Genomic DNA, 22741 nt, shown 5'->3' on the forward strand with positions numbered 1-22741 from the left:
GGTTGGTCAGAAGACCACGAAGTGGGTCAGTTTTGATCCGCCGTCAGAGGGTCACGATTCACCCGTCGCCGACACAGATCGGGGCAAGTGACCCGGACCCGTCATGGGTGAACTACTTCGATGAGCCAAAACTCATCGTGGACACGGGCATCGCCCACGGCCGACTCGGCGAAGCAGCAACCGCCGAACCTTTGATCGCGGATGCATTGCGGCGGGAAGACCGCACCAACCAGCGCGGCCGTGCGTTTCACGCGTTCTGGCTGGCTCGTACGCAGTTGGACCAAGGCAAGCTTGATCAGGCGTGCGACACCGCCACGCAGGCTCTGGTGCCCGCGTCCGCGGTGGCGTCCGAGCGAGTGTCGGGCCATCTCAGGGAGTTCTACGACCAGTTGGCCCCGCACAGGCAAGAGCCCGTAGCCCTGGCCTTCGAGGCGCGGCTACGGGAGCTCCTCCCACCAGTCAGCGGATCGCTTCATCCATGAGCAGGTACAGCAGGCCGACGAGCGATCCACTGCTCACGATCTCGCGGCGGTCGATCATCCCCCGCACCTCGCTGAGGGGGATCCACTCAATGCGGTCGGACTCATTCTTCTCCGTAGGCGGTCCTGCGTAGGTCGCGCCATCCGCGCGGAACACGTGGTGCTGCGAGTCGGTGATCCCGTTGGCCGGCTCGGCGTAGATCAGGGGCTTGATGGGGCCAGGACGCCAGCCCGTCTCTTCCAGGACTTCGCGGGCCGCCGCCTCCTCTGGGGACTCGCCGTCTTCGACCAGGCCCATGGGCAACTCCCAGGCCCACGAGTCCGTGATGAAGCGGTGGCGCCACATCATCAAGACCTCTTGGCGATCGTTGACTACGGCGGCCACGGCCAGATGACGAAGCTTGACGACGTGGTACTCCCACCGGCGTCCGTCCGGCTGCTCCACATCGGTCAACCACAGGTTCACCCAAGGGTTCTCGTAGATCGGACGTTCCCCGTGGATCTTCCACTGCATGGCTACGGCCCCTCTCGATCGGTCTCCAGGATCGCAGACTGGTTGAGGGAGGACGCAGGTTCGGCCGATTTCGCGTCAGATTGACGAGATGGCGGCCAGGGCTCGCCTTGGTGGCCTCGGCTTGAAAGGGTGCCCGTCGTGGGCGTCGAAGGGCTCCACTGCGAGCATTGGGGCCCTTCGACATCGTGCCTGGTGAGGCGCCGTCGAGGATACGAGATTCGAACTCGTGAGGGGTTGCCCCCAACCCGCTTTCCAGGTCTGTTGGTGACGGCCCCGCGCGATGCCGGACCGTCTCCACCTGGTGCCACCATCTGATCAGTAGCTCTATCTGGATCGGTCGGTGGCGGTCATACCAGTCACTTCGCGGCCCTGGAGGGACGCTGCCGGACGGGGGTGGTGGCTGGGGTGGTACTGCGCTGCTTACCACCCCAGCCAGGGACAGGTCGACGGCGTGATTGTGCTCGGCATCCTGCTGCGTCGATGGCCCGGTTGATCCGTCGGCATCCGCCGGTAGGGCGAACTCCACGCCATCGCAACTCCTGTGGCCTCGAAGGTACTACTTCCATTGATATAGGTATTTCCTGTGGTTAAGTGACGATGTGTCACGATTCTGTGAGATCTCGTCGCGAGTACAGGGGCCTGTGGCCTGACCAGAGCTCACCTCAGCCGCCAGGAAGCCTGGTGATGAGGTCAACGGTGACAAGGAAGGACTCGTCCATGGCAGTGGATGCCATCCCCTCCGCTCCTCCGGGCAGGCGGCGAACATGGAGATTCAGAGCGACTATCGTCATGGTGCCCGCGACCGCGCTGCTACTGACGATGACTTTGATCTCGAACCTTGCGCGCGCAGCTGAGGCCCCCGTGGGATTGGGGACCGCCACGAGTTACGCGGTCCTGGCCGGTACAACGGTCACCAATGTGGTCGTCCCCCCGGTCCCCAACACGGTCGTCAACGGCGACCTGGGACTCAGCCCTGGGAACTCGGTGACGGGCTTTCCGCCCGGAGTCGTCAACGGAGTGCAGCACGTCGCCGATGCCGCCGCCGTTCAGGCCAAGTCCGACCTGGTCATCGCCTACAACGACGCGGCCAGCAGGGCAACCAACACCGTCCTCACCTCCCCGGGTGACATCGGCGGACAGACGCTGGCTCCCGGCGTCTACAGCGCTTCGTCGTCGCTGAATCTCACCGGGACTGTCACTCTCGACGCCCAGGGCGACCCGAACGCCGTCTTCATCTTCAAGATCGGATCCACTCTGATCACGGCCCCGACGAGCAACGTCTCGCTCATCAACGGAGCGCAGGCCTGCAACGTGTTCTGGCAGGTGGGGAGCTCCGCCACCATCGACACCAATTCCTTCTTCAAGGGCAACATCCTGGCCCTGCAGTCCATCACGGTGAACACCAACGCGGCGATCGAGGGCCGGGCGCTGGCACGTAATGGTGCGGTCACGTTGGACCACAACGTCATCACGAGGGCGGTTTGCATGACAGGCCCGGCCGGGCCTGCTGGTCCGACCGGACCCGCCGGGCCTTCTGGGCCTGCTGGTCCGACCGGATCCACCGGGCCTTCTGGGCCTGCTGGTCCGACCGGACCCGCCGGGCCTTCTGGGCCTGCTGGTCCGACCGGACCCGCCGGGCCCTCTGGGCCTCCCGGACCCTCTGGGCCTCCTGGACCGAAGGGAGACAAGGGTCCGAAGGGGGATAAGGGAGACAGAGGGCCGAGGGGGCATAAGGGGCCGAAGGGGGATAAGGGAGACAGGGGCCCGAAGGGGCATAAGGGAGACAAGGGATCGTGGGGTAACGGCTACAAGAGCGGCAGTCACACGGCTCGATAACATCCGCTCGTTCTCATGGCTGTATTGCAACACGTGATCATTGACGTGTGGTGGCGAGCGGTTTATGCAGACGCTCGGCTGGGGTTTCCCAGTCGAGCGTCTTGCGTGGGCTCCTGTTGAGTTCGGCTGCGACGGTGCCCAGGTGCTCGCGGTCGTGCACCGAAAGGTCGGTGCCTTAGGGAAGTACTGCCGCAGCAGTCCGTTGGTGTTTCGTTCGAGCCGCGCTGCCAGGGACTGGCCGGGTCGCAGAAGTAGACCGGTTGCTGGGTCTTCTCTGCGCTCTTATTCCACGGAGTCCGCGGGAGGGCGCGGGTTCATCTTCGTCCGGTCGTACCACGGCGAACACGCATTTCGAGAACTTCGGGGTCGTCAGCACCCATCGGATACCTGGAGTCAGCCGTGCCCCACCTCACCGTCGTTCTGTTCGCCATCTCGCTGGTGGCCCTCGTCGCGCTGCTGGTCGCGGCCGGCGCGGGGAAGCTCGCCCGTCTCGACGGTGCCACCTATCCGACCGCGTTGTTGAGGGCCGCTGCCACCTTTGCAGCAGTTCTCACTCTCGCCGCCGCTCTGACGGCCGCTCTCACGCAGGTCCTCTCCTGAGCCGTCGCACGCTGCGTCCTAACTCTCTCCAAACCGCAGTTGCGGCGGTGTCATCTGTTCGGAGTTGACGGCAGCCCTGACGGCAACGACGGCACACAGACGCACATGATCGCTATCTTGAGCGATCGCAACAGGAGGCTGTCGGCACTCCATGCGACGTGCTGCCCGATCCTACGGATCAGAAGGTTGCAGGTTCGAATCCTGCCGAGTGCACACAGGTGAAAGCCCCGTTCCGGTCACCGGAGCGGGGCTTTTTCGTGCCGTACAGCAGCGAAGTACGGCAACGGGTCATGGCGATCCGCGCGTGCGGAGTGTTCCGCGGCGGGCCCGCAGGGCGAACGTGCGGGTCAGGTTCCCTGGCTCGATCGGGTGCCGTACTTCGTGGTGAAGATCAGCCCGTGTCGGTCCTGCCGGAGATCACCGGCCGCTTTCCGGTCGGCGTTCTGCTGGGCGCGCCGCGTCACCAGGGCGGTTCGTCCTGGAGGACACGGGACCGGGCGGTCCTTACGCTCGGCCGGCCGAACTCGGGTACAGGCCGGTGCACTTCCGCGAGGGGGGTGGGTTGAGGCCCCGTGCTTCGAGCGCTGCGCCTTGGTGGGACCGGCCACGACCGGCTTGCCGCCGTTGACGACGACCTTGTCGATCGTGATGTTGCCGGCGTCGGCGTCAGCCGGCACGGGTGGGGCTGGTGTCCGGCATGTGGAGGCTCGTGAGGAGCTGCTGGTACGTCTCGCTCATGGGCTTCCCGTTCTCCTTCGGGCCGAGGGAAAGGAGCTGTATGTAGTGGGTGTCGTCGGCGATGAGGCGTGCGGAACCAACGGTGCCGTCAGGGGCGGAGAGGTGTGCGTCGAGGGCGGGCCGGCCGTCGACCGTGGTCTTGTGGACGTCGGTACTGGCGAGCTTTTCGCGGGAGGACGCGCAGTTCTCGTTGTAGCCGTCGAGGAACCCCCGAAGACTGTCATCGAGGTACGCCTGGGCGCCGGGCAGGTCGAGGACCGCGAGGCCGACGATCCCGTCATCGGTCTCCACCATGTAAAGGCGACCGTTCACGCCGTCCTTGGCCTTGGTGAGCTTCTCGACCTCGGGCTTTCCGGGAAGCCGGAATTTGATGCCGCTCGCGGTGTCGGTGGTCTCCACCCATTGCTTGGCGGAGGCCGCGCCGGCGTGCTGATGGTGAGCGTCATGACCGGCGGTGATCGTGGTGGCGGCCGTGTGCGGCGCCGACGTGGCGGCGAAGGCGCTGCTGGGCAATACCGCGCCTCCGACGGCCATGGTGGTCGAGGCGGCGAGCAGCGTGATGCGCTGGAGATGGGAACGGCGAGTCATGGAAATTCACATCCCATAAAAGTGGGGGGAGGGTGGACAATGCGTTGCCGAATGGCCCGCGACTCACGGATTTCCGGCCGTGGAGTGCGTATATCCATTAGGCCCGGCCCCTTGAATGGCGTCATGCCCCTGAATCGCGTGACGCGAGAAGTCGGGACTTGACCGATGGCGGTGGTCCGAGCACAATCCCCGGCTCGCGCGCGGTCGCGGCGGGCTTCCGGTGTGAGTGCGGAGGCTCACGTTGGCGGAGGGGGAGCACTGGTTCCCGGCGGCGGACGTGGCCAGGGATCTCGGCTGCACCGACAGGAGAGCGGCGGGCGAACGAGAAGGGCCCGAAGTCGCATCCCATACTTGCGACTTCGGGCCCTCTCCACGCTAGGCGAAGGCGCAATGGCTCAGTCGCTCTTCCGCAACTCCTCCAGGTATTCGCTCATCAACTTTCCCGTACGGGTGAACCAGTCGTACAGGACCGCGATTTCGGCGGGCGAGTAGTCGGAGAAGAGTTCGGTGACGCGGGCGTAGTGCGGTTCGTAGAGGGCCATGACGCGGGCGACCGCGTCCGGGTTCGCGGCGACGCGGACGCGGCGGCGGTCGTCGGGGTCGGGGCGACGGGTGACGTATCCGGCGCGCTCGAGACGGTTGAGGATCCCCGTGACGGCGCCCGTCGTGACATGGGCCCGCTCCGCGAGGTCGCCGGCCGTGAGCAGGGTGTCGCCCGCCTCCAGGACGAAGCCGAAGCAGGTGAGGTCGGTGACGTTCAGGTGCAGCCGCTGGGCCATCTCCTGCTGGCCGATCATGCCCGTCGCGACGAGGTGGTCCATGGCGCTCAGCGCCTGGGCCGGAGTCGCGGGTGGGCGCGGCGTGCCCTGCTGCATGCGCATTTCCCTTAGTGCGTGAGATGTTTTTGGGGTAGATTTCTTAGCCTGTGAGGGATTCTAGTCCCTCATGTCACGAAGCTCCGCTGTTCGGACAGAGGGAGGCAATACGTGAGTAAGCATGACGAGGGGCACACTCTCGCGGGCTGGGTCGGATTCGGGATCGCCACCGTGGGCGTGGCGGCCATCGGGCTGGGGGTCGGCGCCGACAACGCCCCCGGCGAGTGGGGCGGCCTGGCGGTCGTGGCCGCGAGCGTGCTGGTCACCTGGGTGCTCCATCTCGCCGGGTGGGGCAAGCCCCCGGGGCGTCGGCCCGCCTCGGAGTGGGGACTGCGGGTCAGGGACCGCGGCGCGCGGGAGGGACATCCCGGGTGTGTGGGGTGTCGGCTGGCCGGGCGTGGGAGGCCCGCGGTCCGGTCGGACGTGGTCCTCGGCCGTGAATCCGCGAGCGGTGAACCCGTGACCGAGTCCGCCTCCTGAACGGCTGCCCGACAGGTCCCCGGGCGGCAGCCTGATCGTCGACTCCGTTGTCAGTGGCAACGCCTACGCTCGTGAGTGATGGCACAGACGTGGAGATGTTCGGGCCTGCGATGGTCGGACGGCGGCCCCGTGCTGATGTGGGGCGGCGGGCGGGGCAGTGCGCTGTCCTGGGGGAAGCGGGTGGCCTTTGGGGTGGTGGACGAGGGCGTACGGACGTGTGTGGGGGCGCGGGGGAACGCGTGTCCCGTGCGGGCGGTGGTGTCGGCGCGGAGTGCGGGGGCCCGCTGTGAGGAGTGCGCGCGGCTGGACCGGGCGCACTCCGTGGCCGCCGACACGATGGCCGACGACCCGCGGCCGTACCGCGTATACCTCGCGTGGTTCGGGCCGGGCTTGGTCAAGGTCGGGATCACCGGAGTCTCGCGCGGGCCGGCGCGGCTGCTGGAGCAGGGGGCCGTCGTCTTCAGCTGGCTCGGGCAGGGGCCGTTGATGGCGGCGCGGCGGACCGAGGAGTTGCTGCGGGCCGCGCTGCGGGTGCCGGATCGGATTCCGTACGCCGAGAAGAGGATGGTGCGGGCCGCGTTGCCGGGGGCGGGTGAGCGGCTGGAGGAGATCCGGGAGTTGCACGCGCGGGTCATGGAGCTCGATGACTGGCCCGACTCCCTGGAGCGTGCGCCCTTCCAGGCCGTCGATCACACAGAGGTGTTCGGGCTCGAGGGGCTCCCGGCCGCCGTCGGTGTCGTGAGCGAGCTCGTCGCCGGTGGCGTGGTGAGCGGGGAGCTGCTCGCCGCCGCCGGGCCCGATCTCCATCTGGCGACCGGGCGTGGGGTCGTCGTCATGGATACACGACTCATGACCGGGTGGGAGCTGACCGCGGTCAGTGGTGAGCGGCTGACGGTTCCCGTGAGGGAGTGGGAGGACGGGAGCGTGCTGCAGGACGGGCTTTTCTGAGTCTCCGGGCGGATGCTGTTCGCCAAGGGTCAAGAGTTGGATCCCTTATGGATCCCGTTCGGAAAGGGCCTGGACGGGTGGGGGCGCGCGGCCCGACAGTGGCTGACATGAGCGATCACTCCATTGCACCTGTCGCAGCCCTCGAACCTCCCTACTACGCCGCCGTGTTCACCTCCGTCCGGATCGACGACGACGGAGGGTACGCAGAGACCGCCGAGCGAATGGAGGAGCTGGTGAAGGACATCCCGGGCTACCTCGGCATGGACTACGCGCGCTCGCCGGGCGGGCTGGCGATCACCGTCGGGTACTTCCGGGACGCGGACGCGATCCGGGAGTGGAGCGGGCACGCCGAGCACCGCGCGGCGCAGCGGCGCGGCCGCGCCGAATGGTACGAGCGCTACACCCTGCACATCGCCAAGGTCGAGCGGAGCCATGACTTCGAGCGGACTCCGGGGGCTGAGCAGGGCATCAGGACTGAGCAGGGTGCGGCGGCCGAGTAGGGCCCGGGGCCCGAGCGGAGCAAGGAGGTAGGGCCGAGTGGCAGGAGCGAGCGTGCCCGGCTCGCCGCCCTCGGTGACAGGGTCCTGCTGGGGACCGACTTCCCGAACACCCCCTATCCGTACGCCCACCAACTGCACGCCCTCGAACGGCTCGGCTCGGGCTGGGGGATGACTGGCTGAGGGCGATCTGCTACCGGGATTCATTCGCAGTGCATCGGCCTTCAGGTCAGTGGCGAAGCGAGTCTGTCATGGTGAAGCGGAGCGTCACGGATGCTGTTCTGTGGAGCAGGAGAGCGCGGGCGTCACCACGGCCGACGCGGAGCATCACGGGCCCGGTCCGGCGAAGCCGGGCGACGCCTGTCCCGTTCGGCCCGTTCTGCTCCCCCGGTTCAAGGGGGTATCGACCGTACACACGTTCTCTCTGGTAGTGGGTGGCGCTCGTTCGTACGATCACCGCATGCAGCTTCGGTACGCCTTCAGGCTGTACCCGGAACCTGGCCAACGCCTCGCGCTGGCAAGGGCGTTCGGGTGTGCCCGCGTCGTGTACAACGATGCCGTGCGCGCCCGCGAGGACGCCCGCAGGGCGGGCGAACCCTTTCCCACGGCGGGTGTGCTGTCGCAGAAGCTGATCACCCAGGCCAAGCAGACACCCGAGCGGTCCTGGCTGGGCGGGGTCTCCGCGGTCGTCCTCCAGCAGTCCCTGCGCGACGCGGAGGTCGCCTACAAGAACTTCTTCGCCTCCCTCAAGGGCGAGCGTAAGGGCGCGCAGAGCGGTGCGCCCCGGTTCAAGTCCCGCAAGGACAGCCGCCAGTCGATCCGCTTTACGGCCAATGCCCGCTGGTCGATCACCGGTTCCGGGAGGCTGAACCTCCCGAAGATCGGCGCGGTGAAGGTGAAGTGGTCACGCACCCTGCCCGCACAGCCCTCCTCGGTCACCGTGATCAAGGACGCGGCCGGACGGTACTTCGCCTCGTTCGTCACCGACACCGACCCGGCCGCCGACGCCGCCCGGATGCCCGACACCGACCAGAGCGTCGGCTTCGACCTGGGACTCACCCACTTCGCCGTCCTCTCCGACGGGACGAAGATCGACTCCCCGCGGTTCCTGCGCCGCGCGGAGAAGAAACTCAAACGCGCCCAGCGGGAGCTGTCCCGCAAGCAGAAGGGATCCAAGAACCGGGAGAAGGCCCGCCTGAAGGTCGCCCGTGCCCACGCAAAGGTGGCCGATGCCCGCCACGAGTTCCACCACCAGCTCTCCACTCAGCTGATCCGCGACAACCAAGCGGTCGGCGTGGAGGACCTGGCGGTCAATGGACTCGCGCGCACCAGGCTGGCCAGGAGTGTCCATGACGCCGGATGGTCGGCGTTCGTCAACGGTCGTTCATACAGTCTTGGCTTCGGGAGGGGTGTGTCGTGTCACCGCCTCTTCCGGCTACCGAGCTGCGGGCATGTTGCCGTCGCGCCAGTCGTTCACGCGCTTGCGGATGCTGGGGAGCATCGGAAGCGCGTCGACCTCTTCGGACAGGAACCAGCGAACATCCGTGGATTCCTCGGACACCGCCAGTTGCCCGGCCACGGGCCGCGCCAGGAAGCAGATGGAGAACTCCTGTCGCACCTCACCGTCGTCGTAGGCGAAGACATGACGGGGGTTGGTGTACGTGCCGACGATGCCGGTGATCTCTACGTCGTAGCCGGTCTCTTCGCGGGTCTCGCGGAGGGCGCAGTCAGGTAGCGACTCTCCGATGTTCATGGCGCCTCCGGGCAGGGCCCACATGCCGTTGTCGCTGCGGCGCTGGAGGAGGATGCGCCCGGAGTCGTCGACAACGACCGTGGAAGCGGCGGGAACCAGGCTGTTCGCGGCCGGGGCGTTGGGATCGTCCTCGTAGTCGCGCCTAGCCATTGGCTTCCCTTTCCCATACCGGAGTGCCCCGGTTCCACAGTTCGTCAACGTGCGACGCGAAGCGATCAAACATGCCGTCGTCCTGGTGACGACGCAGATGCAGCGTGGGGGCATCGTGGCCGACCCGGTGCGTCAGCAGGGGCGTGACGATCATGTCGTCATCGAAGCGGAACACGGACAGGTGGGCGTGTCCGTCGCTGTACCTCGCGTCGATGCCCGGCTGGCTTCTGATCTTCTCCAGCTCGGCGAGCGTCACGCGGATGCGGGTGGAAAGTGTGAGGGCAACGTCTTCGTCCTGCTCACGCGACCGCGTGAGATCGCTGTCGGGGTCACCGAGCAGGAACCGGACTCGGCACCCCTGGGCCGCCTTCCGCCGGAGTGCGGTGCCGAACCGGGCCTGTTCAAGCCATAGGAAGTAGTTGGTGTACCCCGCGAAGGTCAGCTCTCGTTCAGCTTTGGTGATCAGCGACCGCCACAGAGAGGCCGGGCAACCGGACCGGTAGGGATAGACGGATACGACCTCGCGGTCCGGACCGACCTTGATCGCCTTTTTCGCGGCTGCTGGCCACAACACCGCCTCGTCCTCTCCGAGTGCTTCGCAGGCGGCCCACCGGTGACGGGCACGGGGAACCCGCCCGGTCTCGGTGATCCATCGGCCGACGGTCTTGATATCGACGTCGCACTTCTCCGCCAACTGACGATCTGTCATGCGGGCTTGGAGCATCGCACGGCGCAGAGCCTCATTCACTGGTACCCCCAGGGACGTTAGGCACGCTTCACACGGTATACGTACTCCGTGCCTAACGGTCGCGGAACGCGGTAGGAACGCACCGCCAGGGGCGGAAGTGTGGTGATGGACAAGACCCCCGCGACCGCGCGAACGGCCCGGGGGCATGGACAACCTGAAAGAGCAGGTCGACATGAGTCAAGGTATCGCCCGCTTCGCCGAATCGCCGTTGCGGCCCCGGCTCCCTTCTCCGAGGTGCCACCACTCCGCGCGCCTGATCCACGGTGTGGAGGCGTCGGCGTGACCGGACACATCAACGTAATGCGGCTCCTGCCGTGGTCGGGTCCGGAAGGCAAGCCGTGCTATCTCGCCGGGGACGGCTCCGGCGGCTACCTCTCGCGCCTCGCGGACAACATGGAGGCTGTGCAACTCGGCCTGGCCGCCGACCTCGTCGAGGAAGCCAAGAGAACCCTCGACGGGCGCAAGTGGACTCCGGGTGAACTCCACTTGCTGGCCGTTCAGCTGACCGAGGCTCTCACCGACGTGCACCGCGTCGCGGAGAGCCGGGGCGCACGCCTGGCCGATCCCGCATGGGATGACCCTGACGTGATCGACGACGAGGACGAAGACGACCCCGCACGGCCCGTTGAGGCATCCGCATGAGCCGCGTCGTTCTACGCTACGTGCCCCACACGATCCGGCATGTACCGGACGGCGGAGTCACCTTCGAAGCCTTCTGCGTGGCCTCCGGGTGCGACGAGACATCCGGCCCTCACGAGGAACAGGAAACGGCTCAGGACTGGTGCCTGCGTCATACCGGCCGCACGGGCCATGACCTCTTCCGCCGCGTCGCGACCGACCACGCCTGCGTCACCCGGGACGAATGACCCCGGCCCGCTGAGCGACGGCGAGCAACAAGGCTTAGCGTGTCGGCTGCCCCGCCTGTGCGTCCTCCCCCGGTGGCGCAACGGGCGGGGCTCTCCGTTTTTCGGGGGGCTGGTCCTGACTGGGGTAATGGCGCGCTGTGGGCACGTCGCCGGCCGCAGCGACTTTGGGCGGGAGCTGCCATGGGGCGAGTGAACAGGGGGCCTTACGCTCGCCAGCGGATCGGGCAGTCTCTTGGGAGCTGCCCGCAATAGCCCGATCGGCCCCCTGTTCTTCGAGGCTCGCCCCATGGTGGCTGCCTAAAGTCTCGGAGGCCGTCGACCCCCAGCCCACCACGTCCCGGGCTGAGACGGCTGGTCAACGCTCTCTTCCTCTGGCGTGCTGCGGTGCGGGGGCGCCCGGCGACCGGACGGGACCGGCGGTCACGCCGCATGCCCGGCCGGGGCGGCGGGGCGCCCCGGCGCGCCGTAGGCGCGCCCTTGAGGAAGTAAAGGCTGTTTCGACCGATGCCGGTTGCTCACGCCGGGGCGGCGGGGTAACTACCGGGATTTCAGGCGGTGTTATTGAGGCACCTTCTGTCAGACCCCGCTGGCATCATGTAAGGACGAGTGACGACAGGCGTCGTCGAGGCACAGAGCTGACGCAAAGTCAGCAGGGACCGAAAGGAGTGCCCCATGGACTGCCGCGACCCACCTACACACCTGATCTCGGAGGCTTACCCAGGTTGCGCGCCCAGCGTTCCCATGACGATCAACGCACACGCGCCGTCAGACGACAGGCGGCGAAGTTCCCGGCACGGATAGGGCCGAAGAGTGCGGCACGGCTCGCACGGCTTCTCGGCCCTCACAACGATGACTGACGGGCTAGTCGAGCGGGTTGGGCTCGATCTCTATGCGGTCGAAGTCCAGCCCTTGGCCCCGCTTGCTGGTGGGGTGGATGATCACGGCGGCGAACAGGAAGCGGAAGACGGCGTTCATGCGGGCGTAGTCCTTCTCCTCCTCCAGCCGTCGCCAGTTCTTGCGCGCGTCCGGTCCTACGATGCCTTCGAGCACCGCTACGGGCCGCTGCACGGTGCGGCGCTGCCGTTCCTTGATCCTGTCCTCGATGACGCGGCGCATGGACCGGTATTCCGGAGTCGGGATCTCCTTGGACAGCCACATCTGATTCAGGTCCGCGAGTTGCGCGGCGTCGTCCTCGTCGGCGGCCACATCCTGTGACGGCCGGGTGGTGGTGGCGGGCTGGCGGCCGGTGATGTCGAGCTTCTCCAGCACCTCAAGCGCCACGTCCCGGGTGAAGACTTCGAGCGGCTCGGCGGTGATGGCACGTGTGCAGCGTTCCTGGCCGTAGGCGGCGGCCCGGGTGCACCGGTAGATCGGCTTGGTCCGGTTGCTGCTGCCCGACATCCGCATGCCACAGGTGCACATCACCACCCCGCGCAGCAGGTAGTAGCGGTGCTCGGCAGTGCTCCTACCGCTGTGCGCAGCCCGGTAGGAACGGAGTTGTTGTACCTCCTCCCACTGGCCCACATCGATGATCGCAGGCCACTCGCCCATGCCGATCCGCTGCCCCCGGTGCACCTGGATTCCTGCCACGTACGGCATGGACAGCAGATTGCGGACCTTGTTGGGCTGCCACTGCGCCCCCTCGGCCGTTGTGAGCTGCCGTGCATGCAGGTCCTTGGCTATGGCGCTGGCCGTCTCTCCGTCCAGGAAGCGACGGAAGACCTCCCGGATGACCTCGGCTTCCTCCTCGATCACGGTGTGGCCGACCTTGGCGTAGCCGTAGCGGCGTCCTCCGTGGGGCTTCCCGGCGCGGGCCCGGTCCTCCAGCGCGGTGCGGGTGCGGCGGGAGGTGTCATCGGAGGAGCGGCAGGCGTGCGCTACCTCGATGCGCAGAATGAACCGGTCATCCGGGTCCGACAGGTCCTTGCGGTTGGCCTGCCCGTGCAGCACCACGTGCTGATCGTCCGCGATGGTCAGCAGCTCTTCGAGGTCCTTGGGCTGCCGCATCAGCCGGTCGGGGTGGTAGACGATCACATGCCTGTACGCACCCTCGCCCATCCGCACCAGTAACGCATCCCAGCCCGGCCGCTTGCGGTTGCGCCGCCACGCGGAGCGGTTGTTGTCCACAAACACATCCGCCACCCGCGCCCCCAGCCGCTCCGCCACCTCCCGGCAGATACGTTCCTGACGGTCCACGCCTGTCTGGTCGTCGTCCCCAGCCTGCGAGATCCGGCAGTAGATCGCCGCATCCTCACCAACTGCATTGCCCTGCTTGGCCGTTGTCGCCTCTGGAGTCATATCTAGACTGTATGAACGACTACTGACATTCGTGCACATGCTGGAGTACAAGGCCGCCCGGTACGGGCGGACCCTGGTCAGGATCGGCCGGTTCGAGCCGACCTCCCAGACCTGCTCGGCCTGCGGTGTCAAAGACGGCCCCAAACCCCTGAACGTCCGGGAATGGACCTGTAGCGCCTGCGGCACCGTCCACGACCGGGACCACAATGCCGCGATCAACGTCAAAACGGCCGCCGGACTGGCGGCATCAGCCTGTGGAGCGCCGGTAAGACCAGGACTCGTCCCGGCACAGCGCGAAGAAACAGGAAGCCACGGATTCCCGCCCCAACCCTGTGCCGCGTAGCGGCACAGCAACGGACGAGAAGGCCAGAATCCTCGGGCTCCAGCCCGAGGAGCAAGTCAAGCGAACGGTGCTCGTCTCTTCGCGATCAGTTTCTGAGCGGGACGCCCCGGAACGCCCGGGAACGCCCTCTCAGGAACTTCGTGATCTTCCCAGGAGTTGCCTGAGAGGCACCTGTGTGTTTCTCAGGAAAATCACAGGTTCCCGAAAGCGTGCTCTCAGAGGACCCCGACATGGTGTCCGCTATGACCACGACCTCGCCCCAGGGGCGCACCGAACTGCTGAGGCCGGACGGGAGCCCCGTCCGAGTGCTGGTGGTGGACGACGAGCTGTCGATCACCGAGCTGCTCTCCATGGCTCTTCGCTACGAAGGCTGGCAGATCCGCAGTGCGGGTGACGGACAGGGCGCGGTGCAGACCGCGCGCGAGTTTCGGCCCGACGCCGTTGTCCTCGACATGATGCTGCCGGACATGGACGGCCTCGCGGTCCTGGGGCGCCTGCGCCGTGATCTGCCCGACGTGCCCGTCCTCTTCCTCACGGCCAAGGACGCCGTCGAGGACCGCATCGCGGGGCTGACGGCCGGCGGCGACGACTACGTCACCAAGCCCTTCAGCCTCGAAGAGGTCGTGGCCCGGCTGCGCGGACTGATCCGCCGCTCCGGTGCCGCCGACCGGCGCTCCGACTCCGTGCTCGTCGTCGGTGACCTCACCCTCGACGAGGACAGTCACGAGGTCTCGCGCGCCGGGGAGAACATCCACCTCACCGCGACGGAGTTCGAACTCCTGCGGTTCCTCATGCGTAATCCCAGGCGTGTACTCAGCAAAGCGCAGATACTCGATCGCGTGTGGTCGTACGACTTCGGCGGCCAGGCCAACGTCGTCGAGCTCTACATCTCCTACCTGCGACGCAAGATCGACGCCGGTCGTGAGCCCATGATCCACACCAGGCGTGGGGCCGGTTACCTGATCAAGCCCGCGGCGTCATGAGCGGGCGACGACGGCCGCGTAAGCAGGGGCGAGGACGACAGCCGCGCACGCTGCGGACGCGGCTTGTCGTCTCCTCGGTCATGCTGATCGCCCTGGTGTGCGCCGTGATCGGCACCGTGACGACCATCGCGCTGGGGCAGCACCTCTACAAGCAGTTGGACGGCCAGGTCAGCGATGTCGCCAGGCGGGCGGCGGGCGGTGGTCCGAAACCGGGTGAGCTGGATCCGAACGGCGGTGCCGCGGGACCCGTGAACCCGAACGGCACCTCGTCCAACACTTCGTCGGACGACCTGACGACGGACAAGAAGCTCGAGTTCGTCACCAAGGGGCCGACGCAGCCGAAGACCATCGTTGCCGCCATCGGCAACGACGGCAGGATCGACAAGGCGGTCGTTGCCAACGAGAAGAGCTACCAGGACATGACGTCCACCAAGCTCAACCCGGCGCAGACGGCCGTGCTCGCCCATGTGGCCAAGAACGATGCCCACCACACCGTGGACATCCCGGGCCTGGGTGAGTACCGGGTCACGTACATGCAGAGCCAGAACGGTCGCGGCGCGTTCTACGTCGCGCTGCCCACCAAGTCCGTCACCAACACCATCAACACCCTGATCCTCGTCGAGGTCAGCGTCACCGCCGCCGGTCTCATCGCCGCCGGCATCGCCGGCAGCGTCCTCGTCGGGCTCGCCCTGCGCCCCCTGCGCAAGGTCGCCTCCACCGCCACCCGTGTCTCCGAACTCCCCCTGCACACCGGCGAGGTCACCCTCTACGAGCGGGTTCCGGAGTCCGAGGCCGACCCGCACACCGAGGTCGGTCAGGTCGGCGCCGCGCTCAACCGCATGCTCGACCACATCCACAGCGCCCTGCACGCACGCCAGCAGAGCGAGATGCGCGTACGGCAGTTCGTCGCGGACGCGAGCCATGAGCTGCGTACACCGCTGGCGTCGATCCGTGGCTATGCCGAGCTGACCAGACGCGGACGCGAGGAGACCGGGCCCGACACCCGGCACGCCCTCGGCCGTATCGAGTCCGAGGCCGGGCGCATGACCCTGCTCGTCGAGGACCTGCTGCTGCTCGCGCGGCTGGACGCCGGACGCCCGCTCCAGTACGACCAGACCGACCTCGTACCGCTCGTCATCGACGCCGTGAGCGACGCCCGGGCAGCCGGGCGCGACCACAACTGGCGGCTCGAACTGCCGGAGGAGCCCGCGCTCGTACTGGCGGACGCCGCACGGCTGCAGCAGGTCATGGTCAATCTCTTCGCGAACGCCAGAACGCACACCCCGCCCGGTACGACCGTCACCGCACGGGTGCACCGGCATGGGCCGTGGCTGTGTGTGGACGTCCAGGACGACGGGCCCGGCATCCCGCCCGACCTGCTCCCGCGCGTCTTCGAACGCTTCGCACGCGGTGATTCCTCGCGCTCCAGGTCCTCCGGCTCGACGGGTCTGGGACTCGCCATCGTGCAGGCCGTGGCGGCCGCGCACGGGGGCGCCGTCACCGTGGACAGCATGCCCGGACGGACCGTGTTCACCCTTCATTTGCCCGCGATCGCCGTCGATCCGTTCGTGGAAACAAAGGCGCAACTGTTCTCACAGGCACAGCACAGCGCCACCACATGGGTGCAACAGGGCGTTTGACGAGAGTCGTTCGCATGCGAACCGACTCTTCTCCCGGCAACCTGCCGGCGCGGGAGCACCTCCCGGCCGGGTCCGCCGGTACGCCTGTCCTGGACGTAGTGATCCCCGTCTACAACGAGGAGAAGGACCTCCAGCCGTGTGTGGTGCGACTGCACGAGCATCTCAAACGCACCTTCCCGTACGCGTTCCGCATCACGGTCGCGGACAACGCTTCGACGGACACCACCCCTCAGGTGGCCGCACGGCTGGAGTCGGAGATACCGGAGGTCAGGTCCTTCCGGCTTGAGCAGAAGGGCCGTGGGCGCGCGCTGCGCACCGTGTGGTCGGCCTCGGACGCTCCGATCCTCGCCTATATGGACGTGGACCTGTCCACCGACCTCAACGCCCTCCTCCCGCTGGTGGCCCCGCTGATCTCGGGCCATTCGGACCTCGCGATCGGCTCCCGGCTCGCCCGCAGCTCGCGCGTGGTGCGCGGTGCCAAGCGGGAGTTCATCAGCCGGACCTACAACCTGATCCTGCGCGGTTCGCTGCAGGCCCGCTTCTCGGACGCGCAGTGCGGCTTCAAGGCGATCCGCCGCGATGTCGCCCAGGTCCTGCTGCCGCTGATCGAGGACACCGGCTGGTTCTTCGACACCGAGATGCTGGTGCTCGCCGAGCGCGCCGGACTGCGCATCCACGAGGTGCCGGTCGACTGGGTCGACGACCCGAACTCGACCGTGCACATCGTGAAGACCGCGACCGACGACCTGAAGGGCGTGTGGCGCGTGGGGCGCGCCCTCGCCACCGGTTCGCTCCCGCTCGACCGGCTCGGGCGCCCCTTCGGGGACGATCCGCGCGACCGCGACCTGACCGACGTACCCAAGAACCTGGCCCGCCAGCTCGTCGGCTTCTGCGTGGTGGGTGCCCTGTCCACCCTCTTCTACCTGCTTCTGTACAGCGCCTTCCGCTCGTTCTCGGGCTCGCAGATCGCCAACGCGCTCGCCCTGCTCGTCTCGGCCGTCGCCAACACCGCGGCCAACCGACGTCTGACCTTCGGCGTCCGCGGGCGGGGCAGCGCGGTGCGGCACCAGGCGCAGGGCCTGGTCGTCTTCGGTATCGGCCTCGCCCTCACCAGCGGCTCGCTCGCCGCCCTGAACGCGGCGACGAGCAGCCCGGCGCACTCCACCGAACTCGCGGTGCTCATCGCCGCCAACCTCGCGGCGACCGTGCTGCGGTTCCTGCTCTTCCGCGCCTGGGTCTTCCCGGACCGGCGCGACGAGACGGCGCCCTCGACCGTCGTCGCCTCGCACAACCCGGCCTCGCCCGCCTACAGCACGACAGCGGCGCACCAGCAGCACCAGCACCAGGGCCCGCAGCACTACCAGCACCAGCCGCTGCCCCAGCGCCCGGGCCCGACGGCGCCCCAAGCTCCGTACATCAACCACGACCACAACCAGACCACCGAGTTCCGCGCCGCTGAAGCCGCGGACCGCACCTGGGGGGACGCAACCATGCAGCTGCAAGCGGTGCGCCCGCACGATCACGACCCGAGGGACGCGAGGGACGCACGATGACGATTCAGCCCGACACGAGCTATCAGGGGGGCCTGAGTCCCTCCGGGAGCGCCGAGCCCTCCTGGGGACCGCCGAGCTCGACGGCTCTGCAGGAGCCCGTCGCGCCGCCCACCGCGGCCCCCCGGTCCGGTGAGCCCAAGCAGCCCTTCTTCCACCGCGTCTGGCGCGGCCGGCCCGAGGACCCGCGCTGGGTGCGCCCCGCCTTCCTCGGTCTGCTCGTCGCCACCGGCCTGCTCTACCTCTACAACCTGAGCGCCTCCGGGTACGCCAACTCCTTCTACTCCGCGGCCGTCCAGGCCGGCAGCCAGAGCTGGAAGGCCCTCTTCTTCGGCTCGCTCGACTCGGCCAACGCCATCACCGTCGACAAGCCCCCGGCCTCGCTGTGGCCGATGGCCCTGTCGGTACGGATCTTCGGCCTCAGCTCGTGGGCGATCCTCGTCCCCGAGGTGCTGATGGGCGTCGCCACGGTCGGCGTTCTGTACGGGGCCCTGCGCCGTCGCTTCAGCCCAGCGGCCGGTCTGATCGCGGGCGCGGTGCTCGCGCTCACTCCCGTCGCCGCGCTGATGTTCCGGTTCAACAACCCGGACGCGATGCTCGCGCTGCTGATGACCGTCACGATCTACTGCGTGGTCCGCGGTCTGGAGGACGGCCGGACGAAGTGGCTGGTCTGGGCGGGTGTCGCGGTCGGCTTCGCGTTCCTCGCGAAGACCCTGCAGGCCTTCCTGATCCTGCCGCCGCTCGCGGTCGTGTACGCGGTCTGCGCGCCGGTGCGGCTCAAGAAGCGGTTCGCCCAGCTGGGTCTGTCGGCGGTGGCGATGGTCGTCTCCGGCGGCTGGTGGGTGGCGATCGTGGAGCTGTGGCCCGCGTCCTCCCGCCCGTACATCGGCGGCTCGCAGAACAACTCCTTCCTCGAGCTGACCTTCGGCTACAACGGCCTCGGCCGCATCAACGGCGACGAGACCGGCAGCGTCGGTGGCGGTGGCGGCGGTGGTACCGGCCAGTGGGGCGAGACCGGCTGGAACCGGATGTTCAACTCGGAGATCGGCAGCCAGATCGCCTGGCTGCTGCCCGCCGCGCTGATCCTGTTCGTCGCGGGCATCGTGCTCACCCGCAAGGCCAGGCGGACCGACCTGACGCGCGGCTCGTTCCTCGCCTGGGGCGGCGCCCTGCTGATGACGGCGATCATCTTCAGCTACATGGCCGGCATCTTCCACCAGTACTACACGGTGGCCCTGGCCCCTTACATCGCTGCCGTCGTCGGCATGGGTGTGACGGTGCTGTGGGAGGAGCGGAGCAAGGTCTGGGTCTCGCTCACCCTCGCCGGCGCGGTCACCGCGACCGCCGCCTGGGGGTATGTGCTGCTCAACCGCACGCCCACCTACCTGCCGTGGCTGAAGTGGCTGGTCCTCATCGGCGGTCTGGCCGGCGCGCTCGGTCTGATCTTCGCGGCCAAGCTGGGCCGCCAACTGGCCCTCGCGGCGGTCGGGCTGAGCTTCGTGGCCTCGGTCGCGGGCCCGACGGCGTACACGCTGTCCACGGTGAACAGCGGGCACACCGGTTCGATCGTCACGGCCGGTCCGGCGGGCGCCAGCATGATGGGCGGCCGGGGTGGCGGCCCCGGTGGCGGCGGTGGTGGCGGCACGCGGGGCGGCTTCCCCGGTGGCGGCAACACTCAGGGTCAGAACCAGCAGGGCGGTAACGGCACCACCCAGCAGGGTGGCGGCATGGGCCAGCCCCCGACGGGTGGCACCGGCGGCACCGGTGGCTTCCCCGGCCAGAACCAGCAGGGCAACGGCAACACCCAGGGTCAGAACCAGCAGGGCGGCATGCCCGGCGGTGGCGCGATGGGTGAGGGCGGCATGGGCGGTGGCGGCGTGGGCGGTCTGCTCAACGGCGCGACCGTCGGCTCCGCGGCCAAGAAGCTGCTGGAGACGAACGCGGACGACTACACCTGGGCGGCCGCGGCCATCGGTTCCCAGAACTCCGCGAGCTACCAGCTCGCCACCGGCAAGCCGGTGATGGCGATCGGCGGCTTCAACGGCACCGACCCGTCTCCGACGCTGGCCCAGTTCAAGAAGTACGTGACGGACGGCAAGATCCACTACTTCATCTCGGGCGGCGGCATGGGCGGTGGCGGCAACTCCTCCTCCACCACCTCCACCTCCTCCCAGATCAGCTCGTGGGTCACGGCCAACTTCAAGAAGGTGACGGTCGGTTCGGCCACCTTCTACGACCTGACGCAGCCGACCAGCAGCTGACGGCAGGTCCCGTACCCAGGGCGGTGGCCCGGAGCGATCCAGCTCCGGGCCACCGCCCTTTCCGTACGCCCGGAGAATCGCGTTGTACGCCGTATGGGAACTGTTCTACGGTGTACAACATGTCCACGACTCCCCCAGGGCGCCCCGAAGACCAGGCGCAAGGTCACCCCCAGCGCTGGCTGATCCTCGGCGTCATCTGTCTCGCCCAGTTGACCGTGCTGCTCGACAACACCGTCCTGAACGTGGCGATCCCCTCCCTCACCCGGGAACTGGGTGCGGCGACCTCCGACATCCAGTGGATGATCAACGCCTACTCACTGGTGCAGTCCGGGCTGCTGCTCACGGCGGGCAGCGCGGCCGACCTCCCCCACGCCTTAAGGGCGCGGGGGGACCCCCATCGGCCGCAAGAAGATGCTGATCGCGGGGCTCGTCCTCTTCGGGATCGGCTCGGTGGTGGCCGGACTCGCCGGCTCCACCGACCAGTTGATCGCCGCGCGGGCCGGAATGGGCGTCGGCGGCGCGCTCCTGCTGACCACCACGCTGGCCGTCGCCATGCAGATCTTCACCCCCGCGGAACACCCGAAGGCCATCGGCATCTGGAGCGCCGTCAACGCTCTCGGCTTCGCGGCAGGCCCGCTCCTCGGCGGCTTCATGCTCAACCACTTCTGGTGGGGCGCGATCTTCCTGATCAACCTGCCGGTGGCGGCCCTGGGCCTCGTCTCGGTGGTGGCCCTCGTACCGGAGTCGAAAAACCCTCGGGGAGACCGCCCCGACCTGCTGGGAGCGCTGCTCTCCACGATCGGCATGACCGCACTCGTGTACGCGATCATCTCCGGCCCCGAGCACGGCTGGACGTCCGGCCGGGTGCTGGCCACGGCCGCGGTCGCCGTGCTGGTGCTGGCCGCCTTCGCGTACTGGGAGAGCCGGATCCCGTACCCCATGCTCGACCTGCACTTCTTCCGTGACCGGCGCTTCACGGGAGCCGTCGCGGGAGCCGTCCTCATCGCCTTCGGTATGGGCGGGGCCCTCTTCCTCCTCACCCAGCACCTCCAATTCGTCCTGGGGTACGGCCCCTTGGAAGCCGGACTGCGTACGGCGCCGCTCGCGCTCGCGGTCGTGGCGCTGAACTTCTCCGGCCTCTCGGCGAAGTGGACGGCGCGGCTCGGCACACCGGTGTCGATCGCGCTCGGCATGACGCTGATGTCGGCCGGGCTGGTGTCGATCGCCACGCTCGCCGCGCACGGGTACGGCGGCACACTGCTCGGCCTGCTGCTGATCGGCGCGGGCGCGGCCGTGGCCAACCCGGCCATGGCGCACGCCATCATGAGCGCGATCCCACCCGAGAAGGCGGGCGTGGGCGCGGGCGTCAACGGCACACTGGCCGAGTTCGGCAACGGCCTCGGCGTGGCGGTGCTCGGGGCGATCCTCAACTCCCGTTTCGCGGCGCTGATTCCCGCGGCGGCGGCCTCGCTCCCGGCGGCGCTGGCCTCGGCGGGCTCGGACGAGGAGCGCGGACGGATCACGGACGCGTTCTCGTCGGGCCTGGAGACCAGTCAGCTGGTGGGCGCGGTCGCCGTCCTTCTCGGCGGACTGCTGGCCGCGGCGTTGCTGCGGCGTGCGGAGAGGGCAGACTCCGCGGTGGCGGTTTCGGTGTAGCGCCCGCATAGCATCAGGGAGGGGGCGGACCCGCTGCCGCCGCTTTCGAGGACTGAGTGCTTACTGCTGAGCCCCGACTGCTGAGTTCTGACCGTTGAGTTCCAGGTTCCAAGTTCCAAGTTCCGAGGATGGTGCGCCATGGTGAGGGCAGCCGACCGTGCCGAGCGTCCGGCGCGGACCAGTGTCTGGCTGGAGGGCAAGGCTCCCCGGGGCGGTGCGGCACGCGGGGGCGGGCAGCCGTCGGGGCTCGACCGGGAACGGATCACCGAGGCCACCGTACGGCTGCTGGACGCCGAGGGCATGGCGAAGTTCTCCATGCGCCGGCTGGCCGCCGAGCTGAACGTCACCGCGATGTCCGTGTACTGGTACGTCGACACCAAGGACGATCTGCTCGAACTCGCCCTCGACGCGGTCTTCGGTGAACTGGAGCTGCCCGACGCGGAGTCCGGCGAGAACTGGCGCGACCAGCTCCGCTCCCTCGCCACCGGCTATCGCGCCCTGCTGGTCCGCCACCCCTGGGTGTCCCCGCTCATCGGGACCTTCCTGAACATCGGCCCGCACTCCATGGCCTTCTCGCTCTGTGTCCAGCAGGTGATCCGCAACACCGGTCTGCCCCCGCACGGTCAGATGGGCGCGCTCTCTGCGGTCTTCCAGTTCGTGTACGGGTTCGGCACCATCGAGGGCCACTTCGTGCAGCGCTGCGCCTCCGCGGGGATGACCCAGGACGAGTACTTCCGCCAGGCCATGAGCACGATCAGCGAACAGCCGCAGTTCTCCGCCAACTTCGAGAACGCCGCGGACCTCATCGAGGCCCGCGGCGGTGACACGGTCGAGGAGATGCGGGAGCGGGACTTCACGTTCGCGCTGGAGACGCTGATCGCGGGGATCGAGACGATGGTCGCCAGGCCCTAGGCCGCCCGCTGTGAAGGGGCACTCGC

General features: G+C 68.1%; 18 protein-coding genes and 7 pseudogenes. 17 read left to right on the top strand and 8 right to left on the bottom strand.

Annotated features, from left to right (window positions below; genetic code table 11):
- Window positions 1-74: 74 nt before the first annotated feature.
- Window positions 75-482 (top strand): annotated as a pseudogene (locus OG568_RS26975) (hypothetical protein); the annotation flags it as partial.
- Here OG568_RS26975 and OG568_RS26980 read toward each other — a convergent pair.
- Complete coding sequence (locus OG568_RS26980) at window positions 460-993, bottom strand: NUDIX hydrolase (protein WP_329533423.1); 534 nt, start codon at window positions 991-993, stop codon at window positions 460-462. The pseudogene OG568_RS26975 and the gene OG568_RS26980 overlap by 23 nt on opposite strands.
- An 819-nt stretch (window positions 994-1812) precedes the next feature.
- Here OG568_RS26980 and OG568_RS26985 point away from each other — a divergent pair.
- On the top strand, window positions 1813-2829 hold the full coding sequence (locus OG568_RS26985; protein WP_329536467.1) for an ice-binding family protein: 1017 nt from the start codon (window positions 1813-1815) through the stop codon (window positions 2827-2829).
- A 37-nt stretch (window positions 2830-2866) separates the two neighbouring features.
- Here OG568_RS26985 and OG568_RS26990 read toward each other — a convergent pair.
- Window positions 2867-3098 (bottom strand): annotated as a pseudogene (locus tag OG568_RS26990) (transposase); the annotation flags it as partial.
- 130 nt (window positions 3099-3228) lie between these two features.
- Here OG568_RS26990 and OG568_RS26995 point away from each other — a divergent pair.
- Entirely contained in the window at window positions 3229-3429 is a 201-nt protein-coding gene (locus OG568_RS26995; protein ID WP_329533424.1) for a hypothetical protein, read from the top strand.
- 306 nt (window positions 3430-3735) lie between these two features.
- Here the strand turns inward: OG568_RS26995 and OG568_RS27000 are convergent.
- The 3 genes and pseudogenes from OG568_RS27000 to OG568_RS27015 form a co-directional block, all read right to left on the bottom strand.
- Window positions 3736-3899 (bottom strand): annotated as a pseudogene (locus tag OG568_RS27000) (site-specific integrase); the annotation flags it as partial.
- A 196-nt stretch (window positions 3900-4095) separates the two neighbouring features.
- The gene (locus tag OG568_RS27010; RefSeq protein ID WP_329533425.1) at window positions 4096-4755 is read right to left on the bottom strand and encodes a hypothetical protein; all 660 of its coding nucleotides are present in this window, start codon (window positions 4753-4755) and stop codon (window positions 4096-4098) included.
- Between the two features lie 395 nt (window positions 4756-5150).
- Entirely contained in the window at window positions 5151-5630 is a 480-nt protein-coding gene (locus OG568_RS27015) for a MarR family winged helix-turn-helix transcriptional regulator (RefSeq protein ID WP_329533426.1), read from the bottom strand.
- 111 nt (window positions 5631-5741) lie between these two features.
- On the opposite strand from OG568_RS27015, the gene OG568_RS27020 reads away from it, so the two are divergent.
- From OG568_RS27020 to OG568_RS27040, 5 genes and pseudogenes are all read left to right on the top strand, one after another.
- Entirely contained in the window at window positions 5742-6110 is a 369-nt protein-coding gene (locus OG568_RS27020; protein WP_329533427.1) for an HGxxPAAW family protein, read from the top strand.
- 78 nt (window positions 6111-6188) lie between these two features.
- Entirely contained in the window at window positions 6189-7058 is an 870-nt protein-coding gene (locus OG568_RS27025) for a DUF2797 domain-containing protein (protein ID WP_329533428.1), read from the top strand.
- A gap of 107 nt (window positions 7059-7165) precedes the next feature.
- On the top strand, window positions 7166-7558 hold the full coding sequence (locus OG568_RS27030; RefSeq protein ID WP_266432889.1) for an antibiotic biosynthesis monooxygenase family protein: 393 nt from the start codon (window positions 7166-7168) through the stop codon (window positions 7556-7558).
- Between the two features lie 48 nt (window positions 7559-7606).
- Window positions 7607-7770, top strand: a pseudogene (locus OG568_RS27035) (amidohydrolase family protein); the annotation flags it as partial.
- Between the two features lie 245 nt (window positions 7771-8015).
- Window positions 8016-8945 (top strand): annotated as a pseudogene (locus OG568_RS27040) (RNA-guided endonuclease InsQ/TnpB family protein); the annotation flags it as partial.
- Between the two features lie 45 nt (window positions 8946-8990).
- Here the strand turns inward: OG568_RS27040 and OG568_RS27045 are convergent.
- Both OG568_RS27045 and OG568_RS27050 read right to left on the bottom strand, forming a co-directional pair.
- Window positions 8991-9458 carry an NUDIX hydrolase gene (locus tag OG568_RS27045; RefSeq protein WP_329533429.1) on the bottom strand — a complete coding sequence of 156 codons (468 nt, stop codon included), beginning with the start codon at window positions 9456-9458 and terminating at the stop codon, window positions 8991-8993.
- Window positions 9451-10167 (bottom strand): DUF5919 domain-containing protein, encoded by a 717-nt coding sequence (locus OG568_RS27050; RefSeq protein ID WP_329533430.1) that lies wholly within the window; start codon window positions 10165-10167, stop codon window positions 9451-9453. The genes OG568_RS27045 and OG568_RS27050 overlap by 8 nt, the downstream gene beginning before the upstream one ends.
- A gap of 318 nt (window positions 10168-10485) precedes the next feature.
- Here OG568_RS27050 and OG568_RS27055 point away from each other — a divergent pair, with 318 nt between their 5' ends.
- The gene (locus OG568_RS27055) at window positions 10486-10848 is read left to right on the top strand and encodes a hypothetical protein (protein WP_329533431.1); all 363 of its coding nucleotides are present in this window, start codon (window positions 10486-10488) and stop codon (window positions 10846-10848) included.
- On the top strand, window positions 10845-11072 hold the full coding sequence (locus tag OG568_RS27060) for a DUF7848 domain-containing protein (protein WP_329533432.1): 228 nt from the start codon (window positions 10845-10847) through the stop codon (window positions 11070-11072). Before OG568_RS27055 ends, OG568_RS27060 begins: the two co-directional genes overlap by 4 nt.
- A gap of 861 nt (window positions 11073-11933) precedes the next feature.
- Here OG568_RS27060 and OG568_RS27065 read toward each other — a convergent pair.
- Window positions 11934-13370: a recombinase family protein gene (locus OG568_RS27065; protein ID WP_329533433.1), complete on the bottom strand. Its 1437-nt coding sequence runs from the start codon at window positions 13368-13370 to the stop codon at window positions 11934-11936.
- 28 nt (window positions 13371-13398) lie between these two features.
- Here OG568_RS27065 and OG568_RS27070 point away from each other — a divergent pair.
- The 7 genes and pseudogenes from OG568_RS27070 to OG568_RS27100 all read left to right on the top strand — a co-directional run.
- Window positions 13399-13713, top strand: a pseudogene (locus OG568_RS27070) (zinc ribbon domain-containing protein); the annotation flags it as partial.
- Window positions 13714-13955: 242 nt separating this feature from the next.
- Window positions 13956-14696, top strand: a complete 741-nt coding sequence (locus tag OG568_RS27075; protein WP_054235077.1) for a response regulator transcription factor — start codon at window positions 13956-13958, stop codon at window positions 14694-14696.
- Window positions 14693-16336: a sensor histidine kinase gene (locus OG568_RS27080; RefSeq protein ID WP_329533435.1), complete on the top strand. Its 1644-nt coding sequence runs from the start codon at window positions 14693-14695 to the stop codon at window positions 16334-16336. The genes OG568_RS27075 and OG568_RS27080 overlap by 4 nt, the downstream gene beginning before the upstream one ends.
- Before the next feature lie 14 nt (window positions 16337-16350).
- Window positions 16351-17889 carry a bifunctional glycosyltransferase family 2/GtrA family protein gene (locus OG568_RS27085; protein ID WP_266689264.1) on the top strand — a complete coding sequence of 513 codons (1539 nt, stop codon included), beginning with the start codon at window positions 16351-16353 and terminating at the stop codon, window positions 17887-17889.
- A complete protein-coding gene (locus OG568_RS27090; protein WP_329533436.1) occupies window positions 17886-20147 on the top strand; it encodes an ArnT family glycosyltransferase in 2262 nt (753 codons plus the stop codon). Before OG568_RS27085 ends, OG568_RS27090 begins: the two co-directional genes overlap by 4 nt.
- 119 nt (window positions 20148-20266) lie before the next feature.
- A pseudogene (locus OG568_RS27095) lies at window positions 20267-21803 on the top strand (MFS transporter).
- A gap of 138 nt (window positions 21804-21941) precedes the next feature.
- Entirely contained in the window at window positions 21942-22715 is a 774-nt protein-coding gene (locus OG568_RS27100; RefSeq protein ID WP_266432895.1) for a TetR/AcrR family transcriptional regulator, read from the top strand.
- The last annotated feature ends 26 nt before the right edge of the window (window positions 22716-22741 follow it).

It is taken from the genome of Streptomyces sp. NBC_01450, assembly GCF_036227505.1.
Classification (GTDB): Bacteria; Actinomycetota; Actinomycetes; order Streptomycetales; family Streptomycetaceae; genus Streptomyces.